The sequence below is a fragment of the Bacillus sp. z14 (2026) genome (genome assembly GCF_058313575.1).
The window spans coordinates 17,118-36,999 of the sequence record NZ_JBZFQK010000002.1; the positions used below are offsets into that span (position 1 = coordinate 17,118).

The 19,882-nt window shown below is 35.8% G+C and carries 24 protein-coding genes; 18 read left to right on the forward strand and 6 right to left on the reverse strand.

The features are described 5' to 3' along the window. The first annotated feature begins 39 nt into the window (after window positions 1–39). From AC4G3O_RS05985 to AC4G3O_RS06010, 6 genes are all read left to right on the forward strand, one after another. Window positions 40–900 carry an SDR family oxidoreductase gene (locus AC4G3O_RS05985; protein WP_491135952.1) on the forward strand — a complete coding sequence of 287 codons (861 nt, stop codon included), beginning with the start codon at window positions 40–42 and terminating at the stop codon, window positions 898–900. A 223-nt stretch (window positions 901–1,123) separates the two neighbouring features. Then, on the forward strand, window positions 1,124–1,783 hold the full coding sequence (locus AC4G3O_RS05990; RefSeq protein ID WP_491135953.1) for an NAD(P)-dependent oxidoreductase: 660 nt from the start codon (window positions 1,124–1,126) through the stop codon (window positions 1,781–1,783). Beyond that, window positions 1,780–2,061 carry a DoxX family protein gene (locus AC4G3O_RS05995; RefSeq protein ID WP_491135954.1) on the forward strand — a complete coding sequence of 94 codons (282 nt, stop codon included), beginning with the start codon at window positions 1,780–1,782 and terminating at the stop codon, window positions 2,059–2,061. Before AC4G3O_RS05990 ends, AC4G3O_RS05995 begins: the two co-directional genes overlap by 4 nt. A 77-nt stretch (window positions 2,062–2,138) precedes the next feature. Next, window positions 2,139–3,182 carry an LLM class flavin-dependent oxidoreductase gene (locus AC4G3O_RS06000; protein WP_491135955.1) on the forward strand — a complete coding sequence of 348 codons (1,044 nt, stop codon included), beginning with the start codon at window positions 2,139–2,141 and terminating at the stop codon, window positions 3,180–3,182. A 123-nt stretch (window positions 3,183–3,305) separates the two neighbouring features. Further along, window positions 3,306–3,929, forward strand: coding sequence for an FMN-dependent NADH-azoreductase (locus AC4G3O_RS06005; protein WP_491135956.1), 624 nt, complete (start codon window positions 3,306–3,308; stop codon window positions 3,927–3,929). Window positions 3,930–4,281: 352 nt separating this feature from the next. After that, window positions 4,282–4,482, forward strand: coding sequence for a cold-shock protein (locus tag AC4G3O_RS06010; RefSeq protein ID WP_066102150.1), 201 nt, complete (start codon window positions 4,282–4,284; stop codon window positions 4,480–4,482). Between the two features lie 208 nt (window positions 4,483–4,690). Here the strand turns inward: AC4G3O_RS06010 and AC4G3O_RS06015 are convergent, their stop codons facing one another. Beyond that, window positions 4,691–5,401 carry a TMEM164 family acyltransferase gene (locus AC4G3O_RS06015; RefSeq protein WP_491135957.1) on the reverse strand — a complete coding sequence of 237 codons (711 nt, stop codon included), beginning with the start codon at window positions 5,399–5,401 and terminating at the stop codon, window positions 4,691–4,693. Between the two features lie 98 nt (window positions 5,402–5,499). Beyond that, on the reverse strand, window positions 5,500–5,706 hold the full coding sequence (locus tag AC4G3O_RS06020) for a hypothetical protein (RefSeq protein WP_491135958.1): 207 nt from the start codon (window positions 5,704–5,706) through the stop codon (window positions 5,500–5,502). A gap of 552 nt (window positions 5,707–6,258) precedes the next feature. On the opposite strand from AC4G3O_RS06020, the gene AC4G3O_RS06025 reads away from it, so the two are divergent. Beyond that, the gene (locus AC4G3O_RS06025; protein WP_066102150.1) at window positions 6,259–6,459 is read left to right on the forward strand and encodes a cold-shock protein; all 201 of its coding nucleotides are present in this window, start codon (window positions 6,259–6,261) and stop codon (window positions 6,457–6,459) included. Window positions 6,460–6,935: 476 nt separating this feature from the next. Beyond that, window positions 6,936–7,682, forward strand: coding sequence for a hypothetical protein (locus AC4G3O_RS06030; RefSeq protein ID WP_491135959.1), 747 nt, complete (start codon window positions 6,936–6,938; stop codon window positions 7,680–7,682). Window positions 7,683–7,746: 64 nt separating this feature from the next. Here AC4G3O_RS06030 and AC4G3O_RS06035 read toward each other — a convergent pair whose 3' ends face one another. Next, entirely contained in the window at window positions 7,747–9,927 is a 2,181-nt protein-coding gene (locus AC4G3O_RS06035) for a beta-glucosidase family protein (RefSeq protein WP_491135960.1), read from the reverse strand. 576 nt (window positions 9,928–10,503) lie between these two features. Here AC4G3O_RS06035 and AC4G3O_RS06040 point away from each other — a divergent pair. The 4 genes from AC4G3O_RS06040 to arsC all read left to right on the forward strand — a co-directional run bounded on the left by AC4G3O_RS06040 (window position 10,504) and on the right by arsC (window position 12,741). Next, the gene (locus tag AC4G3O_RS06040; protein ID WP_066102144.1) at window positions 10,504–10,728 is read left to right on the forward strand and encodes a hypothetical protein; all 225 of its coding nucleotides are present in this window, start codon (window positions 10,504–10,506) and stop codon (window positions 10,726–10,728) included. Window positions 10,729–10,896: 168 nt separating this feature from the next. Further along, window positions 10,897–11,199 (forward strand): ArsR/SmtB family transcription factor, encoded by a 303-nt coding sequence (locus AC4G3O_RS06045; protein WP_066102141.1) that lies wholly within the window; start codon window positions 10,897–10,899, stop codon window positions 11,197–11,199. A gap of 26 nt (window positions 11,200–11,225) precedes the next feature. Beyond that, window positions 11,226–12,317, forward strand: coding sequence for an ACR3 family arsenite efflux transporter (gene arsB, locus AC4G3O_RS06050; protein WP_066102138.1), 1,092 nt, complete (start codon window positions 11,226–11,228; stop codon window positions 12,315–12,317). Between the two features lie 4 nt (window positions 12,318–12,321). Beyond that, a complete protein-coding gene (arsC, locus tag AC4G3O_RS06055) occupies window positions 12,322–12,741 on the forward strand; it encodes an arsenate reductase (thioredoxin) (protein ID WP_139891542.1) in 420 nt (139 codons plus the stop codon). A gap of 94 nt (window positions 12,742–12,835) precedes the next feature. On the opposite strand, the gene yeiL is transcribed toward arsC, so the two are convergent. After that, window positions 12,836–13,498: a transcriptional regulator YeiL gene (gene yeiL / locus AC4G3O_RS06060; RefSeq protein ID WP_139891541.1), complete on the reverse strand. Its 663-nt coding sequence runs from the start codon at window positions 13,496–13,498 to the stop codon at window positions 12,836–12,838. 94 nt (window positions 13,499–13,592) lie between these two features. Between yeiL and AC4G3O_RS06065 the strand changes: the two genes are divergently transcribed. Together AC4G3O_RS06065 and AC4G3O_RS06070 are read left to right on the forward strand one after the other, a co-directional pair. After that, on the forward strand, window positions 13,593–14,744 hold the full coding sequence (locus AC4G3O_RS06065; protein WP_066102133.1) for an MFS transporter: 1,152 nt from the start codon (window positions 13,593–13,595) through the stop codon (window positions 14,742–14,744). 59 nt (window positions 14,745–14,803) lie between these two features. After that, complete coding sequence (locus AC4G3O_RS06070; RefSeq protein WP_066102130.1) at window positions 14,804–15,205, forward strand: cytidine deaminase; 402 nt, start codon at window positions 14,804–14,806, stop codon at window positions 15,203–15,205. A gap of 41 nt (window positions 15,206–15,246) precedes the next feature. On the opposite strand, the gene AC4G3O_RS06075 is transcribed toward AC4G3O_RS06070, so the two are convergent. Continuing rightward, window positions 15,247–16,533: an Ig-like domain-containing protein gene (locus AC4G3O_RS06075; RefSeq protein WP_140461113.1), complete on the reverse strand. Its 1,287-nt coding sequence runs from the start codon at window positions 16,531–16,533 to the stop codon at window positions 15,247–15,249. A gap of 328 nt (window positions 16,534–16,861) precedes the next feature. Between AC4G3O_RS06075 and AC4G3O_RS06080 the strand changes: the two genes are divergently transcribed. Continuing rightward, window positions 16,862–17,044: a hypothetical protein gene (locus AC4G3O_RS06080; RefSeq protein ID WP_066102125.1), complete on the forward strand. Its 183-nt coding sequence runs from the start codon at window positions 16,862–16,864 to the stop codon at window positions 17,042–17,044. Between the two features lie 115 nt (window positions 17,045–17,159). Here AC4G3O_RS06080 and AC4G3O_RS06085 read toward each other — a convergent pair whose 3' ends face one another. Continuing rightward, on the reverse strand, window positions 17,160–17,390 hold the full coding sequence (locus tag AC4G3O_RS06085; protein ID WP_066102123.1) for a hypothetical protein: 231 nt from the start codon (window positions 17,388–17,390) through the stop codon (window positions 17,160–17,162). 468 nt (window positions 17,391–17,858) lie between these two features. On the opposite strand from AC4G3O_RS06085, the gene AC4G3O_RS06090 reads away from it, so the two are divergent. The 3 genes from AC4G3O_RS06090 to AC4G3O_RS06100 all read left to right on the forward strand — a co-directional run bounded on the left by AC4G3O_RS06090 (window position 17,859) and on the right by AC4G3O_RS06100 (window position 19,825). Then, window positions 17,859–18,059 (forward strand): cold-shock protein, encoded by a 201-nt coding sequence (locus AC4G3O_RS06090; RefSeq protein ID WP_066102120.1) that lies wholly within the window; start codon window positions 17,859–17,861, stop codon window positions 18,057–18,059. 611 nt (window positions 18,060–18,670) lie between these two features. After that, entirely contained in the window at window positions 18,671–19,267 is a 597-nt protein-coding gene (locus AC4G3O_RS06095) for a protein kinase domain-containing protein (protein ID WP_140461114.1), read from the forward strand. A 225-nt stretch (window positions 19,268–19,492) separates the two neighbouring features. Continuing rightward, entirely contained in the window at window positions 19,493–19,825 is a 333-nt protein-coding gene (locus AC4G3O_RS06100) for a zinc ribbon domain-containing protein YjdM (RefSeq protein WP_066102117.1), read from the forward strand. The last annotated feature ends 57 nt before the right edge of the window (window positions 19,826–19,882 follow it).

Consider the following 19,882-nt stretch of genomic DNA (forward strand, 5'->3'; position numbering starts at 1 on the left):
GTTGGACTAGGATAAATGATTCAATAGGAGGAAGATAGTATGAACATTTTAGTAACGGGTGCATCAGGACATTTAGGATCAAAAATTGTGGAACATTTAATGAAGAAGGTTCCAACTTCAGATATTATTGCAGGTATGCGTGAAACAGAATCAGAAAAAGGAAATTATTTCGCTGCCCAGGGTATTGAAATACGTGAAACTGATTTTGATAGAAAAGAAACATTAGTAGAGGCTTTCCAAGGTGTCGATCGTGTATTTATCATTTCGACATTCAGTGATCCAGAAACTTCAGCTCGCCAACAAAATAATGCGGTAGAAGCAGCCAAAGAAGCTGGCGTTGCACAAATGGTTTATTCTAGTGCTCCGCGTGCAGACGTGAGTGAGTTTGTCTTAGCAGGAATTCATCGTGTCCGTGAAAACATTATTAAAGAATCAGGTATTCCATACGTATTTGTACGTAATAACTGGTACGTTGAAAATGAATTAGGCAGTATTCAGCAAAGCTTAAATGGTGCCCCTTGGGTTACCGCCGCAGGTGAAGGTAAAGTAGGATGGGTTTACCGTCCAGATTTAGCAGAAGCAACAGCAAATGTACTTGCAGGTGAAGGACACGAAAATAAAGCGTATGAATTAGCAGGTGAAAACTTAACGCAAGGTCAATTTGTTCATGCTGTAAATGAAGTTACAGGTAAAGAAATTCAGGTAATGAATGTGGATGATGCTACGTACGGCAACATGTTAAAAGAAGCGAATTTACCAGAAGAAGCAGTAGCAATGACTACGATGATTCAACAAGGTATTCGTGAAGGCGGATTAGAGAACCCTCATTCAGATTTAGGAATGCTCCTTGGACGTAAACCAACATCTGTTAAAGAAGCATTGCAAAAATTATTGAGTTAAAATTTACGCCTCTGTAAACGAAAGTTTACGGAGGCATTTTTTCTTTTCTCTCTAAAGAAATTGATTCTAATCATTTCGAAAATCTCCTACTTTTTCAACATTTAGGCTTAAATGTTGTATATACGATTTTCCTATCGGTTTGTTGGTTGTTCGGTGTGTATATTCGTATTATTATTGATTTACAACAAGTGTTGCATAAACAAAAGGTGTCGGAGGTTATTAAATGAATATTACTGTTTTTGGAGCCAACGGACAGATTGGTCAACAATTTATCAATATTGCCCTGCAAAATGGAGCTAAGGTTACGGCATTCGTTCGCCGGGAAGGTGCGTTAAACGTATCGCATGCCAATTTGACAACGATCGTAGGTAGCTTAACAGATGAAAAGGTCGTAACAAAAGCGATTAAAGGGCAAGATGCAGTCGTGAGTACTCTTGGTCCTAAACTGAATGGTGGACGAAAAGTAAAAGAATTACCAATTCGTGATGCACATGAAACAATTTTAAACGTGATGGAAACACAAGGTGTGAAACGTTTCATTACTCTTGCAACACCTTCTGTAAGTTCAAAGGAAGACAAAAAACAACTCGCAACGATTATGCCTGCGCTTATGCCGAAGTTGTTTTTCCCTCCTGGATATCTGGAAATGAAAGGTATTGAGCAGCTGGTGAAGGCAAGTAAAGTTGATTGGACAGTCGTCAGAATCATTAATCCAAATGTAAAAACGGACGGTAATGGTTATGCTATTTCATTTGGAGACACAAAAGCAAAAATGAGCGTTTCACGCAAAAATATCGCATATTGTATGTACGACGCGATCAGTAAAAATGAATGGATTGGCAAAATGCCGATTGTATTCAACAAAAAGGGGGATGGAAAATGACTATATTAGCTTGGATCTTACAAGGAATATTAGCGTTACTGTTTTTAATGGCTGGTGTTCAGAAAACCTATGGTTCCAAAATGCACAGAGAAGTGTTTGCTAAATGGGGATACCCTCAGTGGTTTAGAGTCGTAACTGGCTTGGTCGAGTTAGGGGCAGCTGTATTACTAATTATAGGATTCTGGATTGAAGGTTTCGCAATTCTAGGAGCTTTGATTTTAGTGGCAGTTGGTAATCGGGGGAGTGATTACACATATCCGCGTAAAAGATACGTTTAAGGATACAGCTATGATAGGAATTTTGGGAATTTTATCAATAATGTTAGTAGTCATTCTTTTATAGTAGGTGGAGAAAAATGAATTTTGAATTTGGAGTTTATTCATTGGGTGAACGTATCCCGGATGCAAACGGCCAAGTGTTATCTGCCAAAGAGAGGGTAGAAAACATCATTCAAATGGCGAAGTGGGCAGATGAAGCGGGACTTGATGTGTTTGGTACAGGTGAGCATCACCGATTAGACTTTGTTACATCAAGCTATGCCATGCTACTTGGAGCCATTGCGCGTGAAACAAAGAAGATTAAATTAACGAGCACTTTATCCGTTATTAGTACAGCAGATCCTGTACGAGTATATGAGGATTTTGCCACGCTTGATTTATTAAGTGGTGGGCGTACCGAAATAATTCTAGGTCGTGGTGCCTTTTTAGAAAGCTTCGCATTATTTGGAGCAAGCTTAGATGATTATGATCGTTTATTTGAAGAAAAGCTTGATCTATATATGCAATTACAAGAACATGAAGTCGTCAATTGGCATGGAGAATTCCGTACGCCACTTCGTAACGCACAGATCTCCCCTCGGCCTGTGCAACCAAAAATTCCAATGTGGATTGGAGTTGGCGGAACGCCTGCCAGTGCAGTGCGTGCAGGAAAGCTTGGGGTAAATATGGCAATGGGGCTATTGGCTGGTGAACCAGAGCGCGTTCAATATTTAACTAATCTTTATTGGAAAGCTGCGAATGAAGCAGGACATGATTTATCAAAATTAAAAGTTTCTGTAACAGGACATGGCTATATTGCATCAGATGGTGGTCAAGCGATACGCGAGTTTACCCCTCATTATAATCAGTACATGCAGCATTTTATGAAAGATCGTGGGCAATTCTTTAATCCTGTTACTGCTGAAGAAACGATGCCACAGCGAGCAGCAAATCAAATTTTAGCAGTAGGAAGTGCTGAAGAATTAGCGGAGAAAATTCTGTACCAGCATGAATTATTCGGTCATACACGTTTTATGGGTCAGTTTGATATGGGGAATCAACCACCTGCTCGTTTAGTAAAAGCCATTGACTTACTGGCAAATAAAGTTGCCCCAATGGTTCGTAGTGCATTAAGTAGATAAACAGATTAAACCAACTTACATTATTACTTTTTAAAAATATTTTTATTTAAATCTATATATTTTCGTAATATTTATATAGACCAATTCTTGTTGGAAAATACATTCTAAAGTGAGGTTAATGTCATGACTAACGTATTAGTAATTAAGGCAAACAATCGTCCAGATGGTATTTCAACAAAGATGTATGAAACATTCGTGGAAGAAGCAGCAAAAAATAATAAGCTACAAGTAACAACTTTTGATGTGTTTGAAGAGAACATGCCACATTACGGTCAAGATTTGTTCGATGCCTTTGGCAAATTGCAAATTGGCGAAGACTTAAACGAAAGGGAAGCTGCTTCAATAGCGGCACAGCAAAAAGCACAAAAAGCTATTACAAATGCAGAGGTGCTAGTCTTTGCTTTCCCATTATGGAACTTAACCATTCCTTCAGCGTTACAAGCATTTATTGATTACAATTTACAAGCTGGCTTTACATTTAAGTACAATGAGCAAGGTCAAAAGGAATTTTTATTAAAAGGTAAAAAAGTGATTTTATTAAATGCTCGTGGCGGCTTCTATAGTTCTCCAGAAATGAACGGCATGGACATGGCTGTGAATTATATGCGTACCGTTATGACAAACTTCTTCGGCTTTGAAATTATTGACGAAGTAATCATCGAAGGCCATGCGCAAGACCCTGATAATGCCGCAACGATTATCGCGGAAGGTTTGGAAAAAGTTAAAGAAGCAGCAGCAAAATTATAGGTAGTTTTTACAATACTGGTGATACAAATTTAAAAGGACACTACATGATTGGTATGTAACCGCTGTGTAGTGTCCTTTATGATTCTAAATAATATAAGTAAATTAAATTAAATGAAAAATCTTATATGGATGAGTTCTTTAGACATTATGAAGCAGTATATAGCACACGAATAAACATCCTATTATGAAAGGTTAGGTCGTATTAATTGCTATTATTGGAATTACCTGTTATTCTTAAGAAGAATTATTTTTGTTCGGTTTCAGATTGAGAAGCGATTTTGATTTTCGTCTAAGGTATTTGAGCAGGGATAGTAACACATTGTGTGGACATCCACACTAGGAGGCAACAATTATGGAACAAGGTAAAGTGAAATGGTTTAATGCAGAAAAAGGTTTTGGATTTATCGAACGTGAAGGCGGAGAAGACGTATTCGTACATTTCTCAGCTATCCAAAGCGAAGGATTCAAATCTTTAGACGAAGGTCAAAGCGTAACGTTTGAAGTAGAACAAGGACAACGTGGCCCACAAGCTACAAACGTTCAAAAAGCTTAATAAAGCTAATGAAAGATCCTGCATATGCAGGATCTTTTTTTGTTTTTTATTCAATTTGGTCAACAAAAATCCCTAATCACGGGCATATTTCCAACTCTCCAAGCCATTTACTGAAATTCGCCTTCGATTTCTTCTTCAGTAAAAATGTCATTTTTTATATGAATTTAACGAGTAATAAAAAAATTACCTAGTAAAAGAAGTAACGATTTTAATGAGTTGAGAAATCATTAGTCTCTTTTAATCGTTGAAGCTTATTCCATGGTAAATACATCACAACCCATAAAATAACAATCATACAAGCTAAACCAAATATGTACCCGGGATTCCCAAGTACCTTTTCAAGCGGAACAAGTGGGGAACCAGGTGAGGGGACATTTAAAAACATAAAGTTTGTATCCCATATTTTATTTAATGGATAGATAATTGATCCTGTCACAGCTAAAAATAGGACTGAACCTACTATTCTTTTTTTATTTGGTTTTACAATCCCAGCGTATAACACCATGACACAATACATAACAAGTGCTAAATGAAAAATAAAGCTAAATAAACTCATAAATTCATAAATCGGGCGATGTGTCCAGTTACAAAATAATAAAGCTGCAATTGCACCAGGTAAGAATAAGTTATAGAGCTTTTCACCAATTATTAAGCTATTTGTATAGGCATGATATAAAATCGCAAAAATCGCAAAACTACATAATTCAAACGGTAGATAGTCAACTGTAAATTCATTTCTGTTAATCAAATAGATATTCTTAATTATCTCAAATAATAAAATAAACCATGCGATTCTTCGTTGTACAATACTCTGACTTTTGGCATCTAATTTATTGAAATGCTTACTAACCTTGATAACGGTCAACGTTATTATAATGAGCCATGCAATATGATATGGTCCAAATAATGAAAATCCCATTTTTCTACCTTCCTTTTTATTTCATGAAGAAACCATTTTGGCAAAAGCGCAAAATGGCTAGATTTATTATGATGAATATTTCGTATCTGTTTTTTCTACTAAATTATTGATATCCAAACTAATATAAGTGCCACGACTAGCACCCTAAGAAGAACAACACTATAAACTATTAATGACTTCATGGCTAAAGAATAAGTCTCCATTTTCACCATTGGCAATACGGCTGTCATAAAAATAATCCCTAATATTAAAATAGCAATAATCGGCACGACAAACAATCGGTTGGAATTTTCTAATTCTTTCAATATCTACCTTTCCTTTTAATGAACAAGATGTCTATATATACTCTACCCTGGGAATGATCATTGGTGAGAATATATTTTTATACAGGAATACTTTGAATCTCAAGATTAAGTCAGACTAGGGGATGAATCTGTTTAAATTCCCTTAGAATGAGAGTAAACCAATATCTTAGCTAAAGGGAATGTGGCTTTTTCCTTCGTTATTGGTGCCTTAACCATTAGAGAATACCCCCTCACCATTGGTCGAGGAGGTATCACCACTTATTTTTAGGATAACCTCCCTCCGTCGCAGGCACATTATATTTTTCTGCGAAACGGGTTATATCATGTGGTTGTTCCTCTTGAATGTTTCAGAGTATATATTGCATCATAGATAAATATCCAATTATGAAAGGTGAGGTCGTATAGTTTGCTATTATTGGAATTACCTGTTATTCTTAAGAAGAATTATTTTTGTTCGGTTTCAGATTGAGAAGCGATTTTGATTTTCGTCTAAGGTATTTGAGCAAGGATAGTAACACATTGTGTGGACATCCACACTAGGAGGCAACAATTATGGAACAAGGTAAAGTGAAATGGTTTAATGCAGAAAAAGGTTTTGGATTTATCGAACGTGAAGGCGGAGAAGACGTATTCGTACATTTCTCAGCTATCCAAAGCGAAGGATTCAAATCTTTAGACGAAGGTCAAAGCGTAACGTTTGAAGTAGAACAAGGACAACGTGGCCCACAAGCTACAAACGTTCAAAAAGCTTAATAAGAGCTAATGAAAGACCCTGCATATGCAGGGTCTTTTTTGTTTTTAAATCAATTTGCGCAATAAAAAAGCCCTATTCAAGAAATGAATAGAGCTTAGACAACAAAAGAATGAAACTGTATAGCAAATGGTAGGCTAAGTATAGCACAGTGCTTGAATAATCCCTAATTTAAACCTGCTTACTTGCAAGGGGTTTTTTATCAAATCTTCTATCCCACTTTTGGCTCTATTTATTAGTCACGTGGACATCTTCTAATGTTTCCTCATCCAGTGAATAAAGGGACTTCCAACCGAATTATTATGCTCTGAATACGGAAAAGGCAACTCCTTCTTACACATTATAATCATAGCGCCTGATTTTCCCTCAACAAAATAATTTAATAAGAGGATTTCTTATTTTTATTTATTTACAGAAAATTCATTTAAAATAATATCAAGGTTTAACTTGAATTTTATAGTAGAGGGAGTCTTTGGTGTTGAAGCATATATTTGCATTTGAGAAAGAAGAGGATTTTCAGGAATACAAATATTTGATTGAGAGGTTTTCCAAAAAAATAAAAGGCTATCAGCTTGAATTAGTAAATCATTATGAGCTCAAAGAATTGCCAAAAGGAGTTGTATGGACAACAGATGAACTAGCCACAACTGTTTTTTCCAATATACCGATCCCAGCCTTTACAAATAAAGATCTCATTTATCTTTCTCCTGATTTGGTAAGCTGGAGGAGGTTATTTCTTACACAATTAGAGGGAAAGAAACATTCTAAAATAGAAGACTTCTATACTAATATGTCTGAAAACCATATATTAACTATACTTGGACACGAATTAACCCATCACTCCGATTTGTTTTTGGATGAATTTGATGATGAGAGAGAGAACAGTATTTGGTTTGAGGAAGGAATGTGTGAGTACTTATCAAGAAAATACTTACTAACTGATACAGAAAATAAGCAGATTACAAATATTGAGATAGAATTGATGGGTCTGTTTAAGCACAAATATGGTAACCATTCGTTAGAGGAGTTCGGAAGTGACAGTTATCAAGGGAGTTTAACAAGTATTATGTTCGATTACTGGCGAAGCTTTCTTGCAGTAAAGTATTTGGTTGAAGAGGTTGCTAATAATGACCCTAAACAAGTTTTGAAAGAATATCATAAATGGCATAACGAGGGAAGAAAAAAGCCTTTAATAGAGTACTTCCATTTGGAAAACTTATTTTAAGAGCAAGAAAAAAGGATTGAATCCTATTGTTGATTCAATCCTTCTAACTATTAATTAATATTATTTATTCAACGACTACTGTTTCTTTGTATGGAGTATCTTCGCTGGATGTACCAAGATATACAGTGTACTCGCCAGGTTTCACCACGAAATCGTGTTCGTAGTAGTCCCATACACCCATTGGATGGTTCGTAGCAGTTGGGTCAATCGTGATGCTAACTTCACGTGACTCATTAGGATCTAGGTAAACTTTTTGGAAACCAACAAGACGTTTAGGTGGCTGTCCTTGGACAGGAATACCTAGATATACTTGAACAACCTCAGCTCCAGCAACTTTTCCTGTGTTGGTTACGGTCACCTTTACCGTAATAGGGGATTTGCCATCTATTTGTGATGGTGTTACTGAGAATCCGGAAAGCTCAAAGGATGTGTAGGATAGACCGTATCCAAACGGGAATAATGGCTTAATTCCTTGGGATTGGAACCAACGATAACCCATGTTAAGGCCCTCAGAATATCGGATAACTGGGAAGCCATTGCCTTCATCTGTACCAGGATAACGCTCAGGTCTTCCTGCGTACAAAAGATCATCCTCAGAAGCTGCGTATGTGGTAGGAACTTTACCGGATGGATTTACAACGCCAAAGAGTAAATCGGCAACGACGTGACCATCTTCAGTACCTTGGTTCCATGCCTCAAGAACAGCTTTAGCCTTTTGGATCCATGGCATCATGACAGGGCTGCTGTCTTTCATGACTACAACCGTTTGCGGGTTGATATCCAATAGTTCTTCGATCATACGATTCTGATCATTTAGCATGTTTGGACTAGGTAAATCAAAACCTTCAGAGGCAACTAAGCCGGCCATTAGAATAACCATATCAGCTTTAGCCGCAGCTTCTTTGGCTTCGTCAAGATTTGAAAGATCTTTAGCGACAGTAACCTTGCTGACTGACGTGTGTGAACCAAGACCTTTAAGGACATTTTGCATGCCTTCTACCGGTGGTACCGTGTAGAGCGGAGTAACCTTGGATGAACCGCCACCACCGTTGCAGGCGTCATCCACGTACTCAGATTGACCAATGATTACGATGGAGTCATAAGCTTTCGGATCAAGTGGAAGCATTTCACCTTCATTTTTCAGAAGGACAGCAGCCTGCGAGCCGATTTTACGAGAAATGGCGCCATGGCCTTTTGCATCAATCTCACCAGGATTGTAAGGACGCTCGAATTGACCGAAACGGAACATTTGCGTATAGCGGCGAACCAATGCACGGTCAACAGTTTCAATCTCGAGGCTAGTATCCTGGAGTGCATTCTTGACGTTCGTCTCGTTTAACCATTTAGCGTCAGGCATTTCATGGTCCATACCAGCGTTCAATGATGCGGCAGCAGAGCGGCATGACCAGAAGTCTGATTGTACGTAACCTTGGAAGCCCCACTCGTCACGCAGAATATCGTTAAGGATATAGCGGTTTTCGGTTGCGTATACACCACGAACACGGTTGTATGCGCTCATGATTGCAGCGATATCACCGTCTTTTACCAACATTTCGAACGGTAGCAGGTAAAGCTCGCGCAATACGTGCTCATCCAACTCAACACTCGTACGGAAACGTTCGTACTCCTGGTCGTTAACTACATAATGTTTACCCATGGCGATAACATCGTGTTCTTGGATAGCTTTTGTAATCTCGACGCCCATCACTCCGGATAGATATGGATCTTCTGAAAAATATTCAAAGTTACGTCCGGCAATTGGTGTTCTGTGTAAACAAACCCCTGGTCCCTCAAGTACATGCTGGCCAAGTGTTGCAGTTTCAGAACCAATGATATTACCGTACTCACGTGCGAGCTCAGGATCGAAGCCAGCCGCAACACCGATGGACATTGGCAATGCTGTAGCTGGTGGACTTGGGTGTCCGTCACCCATACCTACGCCTACAGGGCCGTTGGTAATACGAAAACGTGGAATTCCTAACTCTTCAATACCTTTTACATGGCGCTGTACCTGGATTTGGGCCATAAGTCGATCTTGTTCCTCAGGGCTCATGGCATTCATTTCATCCATAGATGGCATATCATAAATATTAATCGTATTCATGGCGCCGTGAAGTTGGGCAATTTTTTGCTCCAATGTCATTGCAGCTACAAGCTTTTCAGCACGCTCACGTGGTGACAATGACTTGTCCATCCATGGAAACTGTCCATTCTTTTCTGTATCAGTAGTATGTTGATTATTCATGTTGAACACTCCTAACACAATATTTTTATAAAAATAAACGTATTATTTCTAATACTTTTTATCTGATAGTCTAAACCGCTTACATATTTAAGATAACCAGATAATTCTATAAAATCCTAAGTAAAGCAAATGAGACTTCCTTTGTTAGATCTGCGGAATTCTCTTTTATGATTTGGTTTCAATGTGTAAATTATATTTTTTTTATCATTCTTTTACTCGTACTATTTTTGTTTTATTAGTAGATATTTTAGTTATATGCTATTTATTAAAGTGGAAAATCGAATAAATGAGTTTTGATGGTAGAAGTCTTCGTCAAAAAAGCAAACGGATGGGTTAGTAGTTATAAAGATTGTAGATGGAAATCTTTGTTTCTGGTTTTATATATTATAAGGACAACTAGGGCAGTGGTTATGAGAAAAAAGTCTAATAGGGTAAACAGAGAATCAAAATATTAAACTACCTCTTGAAGAAAGGGTTAAATGATACTAAAAGATCTATAGTAAAGATAAGAAAAAGACGGAACTCATAATATCGTGATTGAGGAGTATTTCTAATAACATATAAGGGGACGGTAATTTGAGTTTATTACAAAAATGGTTTTATTGGCTACTTGCCTTTATATCAATCATTGTTTTTCTATTACATAATATGGGTCCCTATACGGGGCAGTTAAGATTAATCGCCTATATACTGTTTACTATTCTTTGTGCAGCTTTGCTTATTAAAAGTAGAGAGTCAAAGGCAAAGATAGCAGGAATCATTGTGTTTTACCTGGTTATTGGTATAGGTGGATATTTTTAATAAGAATACTGCTAGTCGAGAAGAGATTTTACTTATGGTTTTGGAAAGTTGAACAGTAAGCTGGTGATACTTTAGCTTACTGTTTTTTATTTTCTTGATTTTAATTATTAAGTCATATAATATAAGTAATGTCTTATATAAGCGTTTGGTTATATAAAGGAGGTATATATGAATACAATTGAGCAAATGGCTCAGCAATTAAAAGCAGTCAGTGACCCGAATCGGTTAAAATTATTGGCTTGTCTGAAAAAGGGAGAGGTATGTGTTTGTGATTTTGTGGATGTTCTTCAAATTTCCCAGCCTGCAGTCAGCCAACAAGTGAAAAAGTTGAAAGATGCAGGAATTATTCTGGAAAGAAAAAAAGGCACATGGAAACATTTTCGCCTAAATGAAACTCAACAGCCGTATATTCAGGCAATCATTGACCAGCTGGAGCCAATTAGTGTGAAATGCTGTTCATCAGATTGTTAAATCAACAAAGAGTGGGGGAGAACCAGATGGCAGAAAAAAGTGTGACGAAAAGGCTGTCTTTTTTAGATCGATATTTAACGGTATGGATCTTTGCAGCCATGGCAGTGGGTATTTTAATTGCGCTGTTAGTACCTGATTTTAAAACAATGTTAGATACTATGTCCGTAGGGACGACATCCATTCCAATTGCTATTGGATTGATTGTAATGATGTATCCGCCATTGGCAAAAGTGAAGTATGAAGAGATGTGGCGTGTATTTAAGGATTGGAAGGTATTATTGCTATCCTTATTCCAAAACTGGTTGCTCGGTCCGGTTCTAATGTTCTTCTTAGCAATTATCTTTTTACATGATTATCCTGAGTATATGGCCGGCCTGATTATGATTGGTCTTGCGCGTTGTATAGCTATGGTTATTGTTTGGAATGATCTGGCTCGCGGGGACCGAGAATATGTAGCTGGACTTGTCGCTTTTAACTCTGTATTTCAGATTCTATTTTATTCGGCATTTGCCTACTTTTTCTTAAATATCTTGCCAGGCGTATTTGGGTTGGAGAATTTTACTGTTGTCATTTCGATGTGGGAAGTTACAAAAAGCGTTCTCATTTATTTAGGTATTCCTTTTATAGCAGGAATGGCAACACGATTCATTGGATTAAAATTAAAAGGGGAAAAGTGGTATCAAGAATCTTTTTTACCTAAAATCTCTCCTCTTACACTTATTGCTTTATTATTTACGATTGTGATGATGTTCTCCTTAAAAGGAGATAAAATTGTTGAACTCCCATTGGATGCCATTCGAATTGCTATACCATTGCTCATTTACTTTTTAATCATGTTTGCTGTATCATTTTTTGCTTCAAGAAAAGCAGGAGCATCCTATCCTGTAACGGCATCGTTATCCTTTACAGCAGCGAGTAATAACTTTGAATTGGCAATTGCAGTTGCGGTTGCTATGTTTGGGATTAATAGCGGCGTAGCTTTTGCAGCTGTTATCGGTCCATTGGTGGAAGTTCCTGTTTTGATTGCACTTGTAAGTGTAGCACTGCGCTGGGAAAAGAAATACTTCCATAGGAACAAAGTAGAAACGTCTGAACAAAAGTTCAATCAGGGGGAATAATTTAATGCCAAAGAAAAAAACACTTTATTTTTTATGTACAGGTAATTCGTGTCGCAGTCAGATGGCGGAAGGGTGGGCAAAGGAAATCCTGCCTGACTGGAATGTCAAAAGTGCTGGACTTGAAGCCCATGGATTAAATCCGAATGCAGTGAAAGCGATGCAGGAAGTAAATATAGACATAACTAATCACACTTCAGATGTGATTGATCCGGATATTTTAAATCATGCAGATTTGGTCGTAACTTTATGTGGGCATGCAGATGAACATTGCCCAGTAACACCGCCCAGAGTAAAACGAGTTCATTGGGGATTTGATGATCCGGCAAAAGCGGAAGGAAGTGAGGAAGAAAAATGGGCATTCTTCCAAAGGGTACGCGATGAGATAAGGGATCGGATTGATTGGTTTGCTAAAACTGGGGAATAAGCCTGTTAATTATTAAAGATAATGTAATGAAAAAAGCTAATCATTTAGATTAGCTTTTTTTACTTAGGCAGTGAATTGGACAACATATGTATCATTAATCAATTTTAGCTAATTCCTGAAGCCGCTCCCTATCCAAAATGATATAGCCACGATCATATTTTTTTATAAGATTTCCCTTACAGAATTGTGAGATAACATGTAATAAGTGACGGTAGGAAACTCCTAAATATTCACTGACTTCTGTGTGTTTTTCTTTGTAAAAATCATTTTCAGCTGACATTAAAATAAATGAAGCTAACCGATTTTCGAGCGGATAAATTTGAGTTTGGACAGATTTAAATGAAAGATAATGTGTTTTTTTGCTTAAAAATATGGACAAATGCCTCAGGAAAACCGGATCTTCTAATAATTGATTTTTACATATATGCATGGGAATAGCTAAACAGACCGTTTTTGTTGATGTTTGGACCCCTATAGAATATTGCTCTACTCCCAATAATTCGAGTTCGCCAATAAGTGACGGTGCTTCAATAAAATTAAGGAGAGATACTTTTCCGTTTTCAAGCGTGATATATAGTTTCGCTTTCCCTTCAACAATAAGGTATAGATACTCTGGTATAGAACCTTCTTTGTAAATGAATTCACCACGCTCAAATTCATGGACTTGAATAAATGGTTTTATCGAGACACTGGAAAAGGGTTGGATACTGTTTAAATCAATATATTGGCTGCGCAATGGTTCAGATAAAATCTGCACTTTTTTCCTCCAAATTATTAAAAAAATATGAGATATCTCACATTATTGTAAGCGTGAAACATGCTATGATGCAATAAGTATGGAGGGAGAAAGAATGAACAATCCGCGTTGGTTTTCACAGAACTTTTTTTTATTTTTTATGACATGGGGTATATTTTTACCTTATTGGACAGGTTATCTTGTACAAGGAAAAGGATTGACAGTATCAGAAGCAAGCTTAATTATGGGATTTGGATTGGTGGTACGAGGGCTATCAGCGCTCTTTGTTTATCCAATCGCCTCCAGATACTGGAGTGCTCATAAAGTCGCTTTCCTTTTAATTATCTGCTCATTAGCAGTGACAATCCTATATATACCATCGACATCATTTACTTCCCTATTTGTTGTCACTCTTATTTTTAGTGCCTTTTATCCAACTTTACTTCCCGCAGTGGAAGGTACTGCTAGTATTTTAATGAGACAGGGGGATGGGGCATATGGAAAAGCTCGCTCATATGGCTCTCTTGGATTCATTGTCTCTGTGCTAGTAATTAGTATGGTTACTGGGTATTTTGGGGATAGTGGGATTTTATGGGCAATGATGTTCATGCTTGTTTTAATGCTTATCAAGTATATTTTACCTAGCCCGGATATACTAACTGAAAAACCGATCAAAAATGAAAGTAAAAATACAATGAAAATGAGCAGCTTATGGAAGATTAAAAGCTTCTCAATTGTTTTGCTAATCGTATTTTTACTTCAGGGTGCTCACGCATCTTATTATAATTATGGCTATATTTATTTACAGGATTTAGGTGTAAACACATACTATATCGGTATGATCATTAATATTGCTGTTATTTTTGAGATCATCTGTTTTGCGAAGGCTGATCATCTGTTTAGAAAATGGCAGCCATCTTCTTTATTATTGGTAGCTGCTGCTGGATCAACTCTGCGCTGGTTATTGGTAGCTGTATTCCCGAATGTTTGGGTTTTCATGTTATCGCAGAGTTTGCATGCACTATCCTTTGCTTTGGCACATTATGCATTTATCCTTTATATAACAAACTCGCTGCCAAAAGAGCAAAATTCCAATGCACAAGGTGTATACTCGGCTTTTGCTATGAGTTTTAGCACAGCGATATTGACACTGGCAGGAGGATTTTTATATGATATTTCTCCAGGACTCTCTTTTGCCGGAATGGCTATTTTTACATTGCCAGCAATTATAATCATTTTAGTGACAAGAAGAAAATATCGTTATTAATTTGGTACAATCGTATAAATGAGTGTCTTTTCAATTTATTGTAATTGGAGATGATCTAGATGGTAAATAAAGAAACATTATTGGAAAGTGCCCGTGCTGTAAAATCAAATGCTTATATGCCGTATTCTCAATTTCCTGTTGGGGCTGCCCTTTTACTTAAAGATGGAAGTATTATCAATGGTGTAAATGTTGAAAACGTATCTTTTGGTGCAACAAACTGTGCAGAAAGAACAGCCATTTTTACGGCAATTACAAAAGGTTATCAAAAAGGTGATTTTCAGGCGATAGCTATTTCAGGGGCCACAGAGGATTATTTACCGCCTTGCAGTATTTGCAGACAGGTTTTAGTTGAATTTTGTTCTCCTGACATGCCAGTTTATTTAACGAATGCAAAGAAAGAATGTAAAGAATTGACTTTAAAAGAATTAGTGCCATATGCTTTTACAGAATTAGATATGTAATGAATGCAATGACAAGAGAGAGCCACCTGGCTCTCTCTTATTTATTCAATGGAATCTGCAATTACTAATGGGAGTGTAATATCCCATCCTGCTTGAGATGTATAAGTAAAGGAACCGTTTACTTCACCATAAATAGTGACAACGTCTTCATCAACAAAATCTGTATAACCGAGGTAAGCTACATAAATAATATCAGATACAGACCAGCCGTAAGAGGTTGGAGTAATAGAAAGGCGAATTGCAGTCATTCCATCACTTTCCATTATTTGAACAATTTCACCTCTATATTTTACATATTCACCTTTGTAGCGGTCAGGGTTTTTATTCAGCTTGTCAAAACTAATGGTTTTAGCATTTGCTCTCTTAGCTTGTGCTTCTTCTTTTGCTGATAAGGTTCTTGTAAAAGCCACTTCTTTTGTTTGTTCCTTGAAATTTTCTTTAGTAGCTTTTATGGTGTATTTATATTCACCTTTTTCTTTTGTATTTACATTAAAGGAGAAAGTCCCATCTTTTCCGGCAGTAGCTTGATCCAGCTTTTTTTCATCCTTCATAATCGTTACTGTTGCACCAGGTTCTGTTTTACCTTTAATCGTATAGGAAGGTGCTTGTATCTGGCTATCATTTGTAACAGTAAGAGGAATATTAGGGATTGTTCTGTTTATGGAAATGTTCAAATGTTCTTCTGTATATCCCTCTTTATTAGCATCTACAACATAGTTGTAGGTACCTTCAGCTTTTGTATCAAGTTTGAAGGAAAATGTGCCATTTGCATCAGCGGTAACTTCTCCATTTTTTGTGCCATCTTTATTTAATATGACGGTTGCCCCAGGTTGTACGGTGCCTTTTAAAGTATAAGAAGGCACTTCTATATGACTATCATATGAAATATTCAAATCGATAGGTGGATACGCTCTCATTACTTCATACTTTAACTCTTTACTATACTCTTCGTTATTGGCATAAATGACAATTGGGTTTTCTCCTTCCTCAAGTACCACATCAGTAGAAAAGCTGTCTTCTTTGATAGTTACAGTTTTACCATTAACCTTTAATTGATCAGCATGTTCTACAGTACCTTTAATAGTGATAGTATCCTGAGTAGTTTTCACTTCTTCAGGTATTTCACTTGTTACATTCAGGCTGATTTCCATAGGAATAGGGTTTACAATGGATTCAATGATAAGAAAAACAAAGGAAGCTAGAAAGCAGCCACCCGCTAGAATTAAATTCTTTTTACCTTTCCCATTCTTCTTGATAAAGCCAATAATGGATAATATCAAAAAGGCTATAAAGGCAATAATTAAGGCTAGTACAAGAAAAACCAACATTTTGCACACCTCCAGATATTATTATATTGTTATAATTAATTTACCCGTTCTAGTAGACTATAAATATGGAAAAATATTCAGGGTGTCCTAAATGCAAAATAGAGGAAGAATGTATTAGAATCAAGGGGGAAATTAGTCCATTGTTCACCAATACCTTTGTAACCAACATTTTTTTAAATATGGTACTTTGTATTTGACTTAAGAAGCTTGAATTCGAAGTGTACTGCAGCTCTTAGTAAAGTATAATAAATTGTTGCAATAATTTTATGAAACAGAAGATGGACAGGAATTATTTATCGAATTTTAATTGATCGCCAGGAGTTATTTAATGAAGTTATTTAGATTAAACAGACCGTTTAAGGGATTTAAAAAAGAAACAGAGTTTTATTTGATTGCAGAATCTGAATTTATTGGTGTTAAGGAGTTTGTATTAAGAACGACGGATTTAAAAAAAGTGATATCTGTAAATGAAAGCGAATATCTAAAGAATTTTACTCAAGTAAAGAACTAAATCTTTGGTTGTTAATTTTACGAGATTTAGATCTACAGTGGAAAGGTCCTTTTTACTGGTCTTTATAGGATACCAATTTATAAAAAAAGATAAAAGTCAGCCTGTCTGCTGACTTTTATATAGAAGCTGATTTTCTGTTGGATAGTTCATTTAATCTTTGTAAGACATAATCATTACCTTTATTTAATTCGGATATTAGTTCTTTTAATTTTCTCGCTCTTTTATATTCCTTGATTTTATAATAGTATTCAGAGGAATCTGTAGCCGAGTCAACCGCCTTTGCAGCCTTTAAGATTTCTATATTAATCATGCTTTTTAAGCTTGTATTTACGATAGTTTCCTTCATAATAGTCACCTCATAGTTTTCTTGATTTTATACTAGCATAATATTTTTTTGATTCTGTATATCTAACATACCTGTTAGATACTTATGGTCTTCTTGTTAACTTCCAATCAATTTGTTATTTTCTGAAAATACAGAAAGGATAATAAAGAAAATGGGGAATATATCAGCCTTGATTTATGGATATAATCTAGAACAGGAGCAGATGAAACTGTGAATAAATAAAGATAATTACCCATTCTCTAGTATGAGGAGTATTAAAGCAGGATTTTTTATATTTGTCTTGAAATAATTTTAAGTAGTTTCTATCATTTAGATTCTAAAATTTGCTAATTTTTATAAAGCATGTTATTCTTAAGAAGAATTATTTTTGTTCTAAGCAGATTGAGAAAAGATTTTGTTTTTCGTCTAAGGTAATTTGAGCAAGGATATTAATACATTGTGTGATATACACACTGGGAGGCAACAAACATGGAACAAGGTAAAGTTAAATGGTTTAATGCAGAAAAAGGTTTTGGATTTATCGAACGCGAAGGCGGAGAAGATGTATTTGTACATTTCTCAGCAATCCAAGGCGAAGGTTTCAAATCTTTAGACGAAGGTCAAAGTGTAACATTTGAAGTAGAACAAGGTCAACGTGGACCCCAAGCTACTAATGTTCAAAAAGCATAATAGCCAAAGCTATTAAGAAAGACTCTCCCTTGAGAGTCTTTCTTTGATTTAATAACGAAATAGGCATTCTGAAAGGCTCTATTCCATATGGAATAGAGCCTTTATTCAGCCATATGCTCAACAAGTAAAATGTACAAATGGAACTTAGTGTAGGATAGGATATACTAATCCCCTTTAGGTATTTTAGGAGTTCGTATATCTCTTTAATAGAAATATACGAATAATTGATATGCTGTAAGGCTTTAAAACTTCTTGTTGTTAAAACAAAATGACATTATCAAAAAGTAATCTGGAATATTCTAATATACAGATTTTCAAATCTTTTCACCTATCTTATAAACTGTTTACCAGTGCTGAAGAAAAAATGGATATTGTTAATTTGGACATCTCTAAATGAATAGTTTTTTTTACCCAATAAATAATATAAAGCAGAAATTTTAATTACTTCAAAGGTATATAGTATAATGATACTAATTCTTAATATTAATAAAGGAAGTCCCCATTTCAAATAAGCCTAGATAGTTTTGGACTTATATGATATGGGGTTTTTATTTTAAAATGAGGTGTTTACTATATCCTATAAAGCTTTAGCAGATAGTGTAGAGATTGAAATGAATGGATCTAAACCAAGATTAATTAAATATAGCCAGAATCTAATACTAATAGGTACAGGCAGGAGTGCTTTTGTATTTAAAATTAAAGATAAGGATTTGGCTTTAAAAATATATTTTCCTCATAAAAAGAGAATAGCCCTTGAGGAAGCGACCATTTACCGTAAATTGCAGCATATAGATTATTATCCGTCGTTATATGATGATGGTAATAATTATATTATCATTGATTTTATTGAGGGCTATACATTGTTTCAATGTCTACAAAAAGGTATTTTTGTACCTGAAGAGAAAGTTAAAGAGATAAGCAAAGCTTTAAAAATGGCGGAGGAAGTTGGATTAAATCCCGCTGATATACATCTTAAAAATATTATCATTACTTCTGATGGAGGAGTAAAAGTGATTGATGTTGCTCGTTTCATGCAACAGGAAAAAGATAACCAGTGGAAAGATTTGAAGAGAGCGTATTTTCAGATGTACTCAAAAAAATATTTCCCTAAAAAAGTTCCAACCTTCATCCTCAATTTGACGTCATTCATTTATAAAAGAAGATTTCTCCCAAAGCCAATACGGGTTTTATTTGATTCTACCGAGTAGATATTTTGTGCGTACAGTTGAAAGGGAGAGTCATGAAGCAAAAATGTTAAATAGAAACCTTATTTCAACTCAACCTAAATATATTGTGGCTATTTACCAATAAAACACTACTTTTAAAAGGCTGGTTGTCATGGTTATAATCTACTTTATGGATAAACATGAAAATATGTAAAATGCGAATACTATTAGTGTATAGATAGTATTAATTGCTCGGAGGTTAATAATATGACAACATTGCCAAATTGCCCTAAATGTAATTCTGAATACACATATGAAGATGGTCCGCTTTTAGTTTGTCCGGAATGCGGGCATGAGTGGACGTTAGAATCTGAAAGTGAAGATGTGAAAGTGTATAAAGATGCTAACGGGAATATTTTAAATGATGGTGACACTGTTACTGTTATCAAAGATTTAAAAGTAAAAGGAAGCTCCTCGGTTTTGAAACAAGGTACTAAGGTGAAGAATATTCGTCTCGTGGATGCTGATCATGACATTGATTGTAAAATCGATGGCTTCGGACCAATGAAATTAAAATCAGAATTTGTTAAGAAAATCTAAATAATCTTTTTAAAAAGGCGTTCAACAAAATATTTGTTGAACGCCTTTTTGCTGTGA